This is a genomic window from Saccharospirillum impatiens DSM 12546, from assembly GCF_000423605.1.
Lineage (GTDB): Bacteria > Pseudomonadota > Gammaproteobacteria > Pseudomonadales > Natronospirillaceae > Saccharospirillum > Saccharospirillum impatiens.
Window position 1 is genome coordinate 1 of sequence record NZ_AUIH01000154.1, and the last position, 1,101, is coordinate 1,101.

2 protein-coding genes are annotated in these 1,101 nt (G+C 48.0%); both read right to left on the reverse strand.

Going from position 1 to position 1,101, the window contains the following annotated elements; translation table 11 throughout:
• Window positions 1-40: 40 nt before the first annotated feature.
• On the reverse strand, window positions 41-526 hold the full coding sequence (locus tag G565_RS0121010; protein WP_028672548.1) for a hypothetical protein: 486 nt from the start codon (window positions 524-526) through the stop codon (window positions 41-43).
• Window positions 527-615: 89 nt separating this feature from the next.
• Window positions 616-1,101, reverse strand: a 486-nt coding sequence (locus tag G565_RS27145; protein WP_028672549.1) for a hypothetical protein, incomplete at its 5' end; no start/stop codon positions are given.

Consider the following 1,101-nt stretch of genomic DNA (forward strand, 5'->3'; position numbering starts at 1 on the left):
GCTAGGCCGGTAACGTACTTGAATGAGTGGTTAGAAAAGCCTAGCCACCGAAATTGGAGGCAGACTGGATTAGCGTGGCAGAATTTTGAACGCTCCATAGCACCATTTCCGAGAAAACTTTCCGAAGCTCATCTCGCGCACTGTCTTTAGCCGCGCCAGCAACAATATTCTTGGCAGCGTTCAGCAATCGGCTTTCTCTTCCGGGCGCCGACCTGATTGCTTCCAACCCCTTTGCAGTTAAGCAAACGTTTTGAAATTCACCACCGCGGTAGCCATCGAAGGTTATGAAACCTGTATTCGCCAGCCATCGGATTGTGGGTTCGGCCAATCCTGCAGGGCTTTTATGCCGGACATATGCGTTGATTTGGCCGGTGTCTTCCAGAGGTTGTTCAGCCTCATCCCAATATTCATCTCCGAGTTCCAGAGCCAGCCGCTTTGGATCGATAGTCTTTGGGAGCGGGAAATATTCGTACAACTCTGCAAACAGTAGTCCGGATAAAGCTTCAAATATCTCGATATTTTTCATGCGTACCGTCCGATGGCTTTCTAACGTTCTGCTCAGCGGCGCGCTTTAGCGCGTCCGGTGTGGGGCCGAAGGCCCGGAACGTACTGCAGCTATTTGTTAGGCCCCACCCATTCATCCTTAGAAAGAAGGAGCGGCTCTCCAGTGCTATCGGTCATCCAAGTGGAAACTTTATCAGGGGGTTCAAACTCGACCTGTAAGCTACTTCCTAACCAAGGGGATACATGAAAATCCAGCAGTTGAGAAAACTCTCTTTGATCCCAATCATCTAGCAAGGTAGATGAACCAATCATCTCCGTTGTAGCAATACCACAGCCCTCCACATGCGATTGTGTCAAAAACGATACGGAGCGCTGACGCAGCTTCACTTGATAGCTCACTTTGGCATACAGTTCATTAAATTGAATTGGATGTAACTTGCTTCCACTCACCTCTTCAACGTACTTACAATACGTTTCTTTTATGAGCCCTCCGTCCTCGAATGATACGATCACCCCAATCTCACCTATTCTTATTGCAAGGGTAAAGAGGTACAAGTTATCCCGAAAATCATAAGGACTGCCAAAATCATGCAAATT

Bases quoted from the DNA above. Each gene is read 5' to 3' on its own strand.
- G565_RS0121010 (WP_028672548.1), bottom strand. From the start codon at position 526: ATGAAAAATATCGAGATATTTGAAGCTTTATCCGGACTACTGTTTGCA.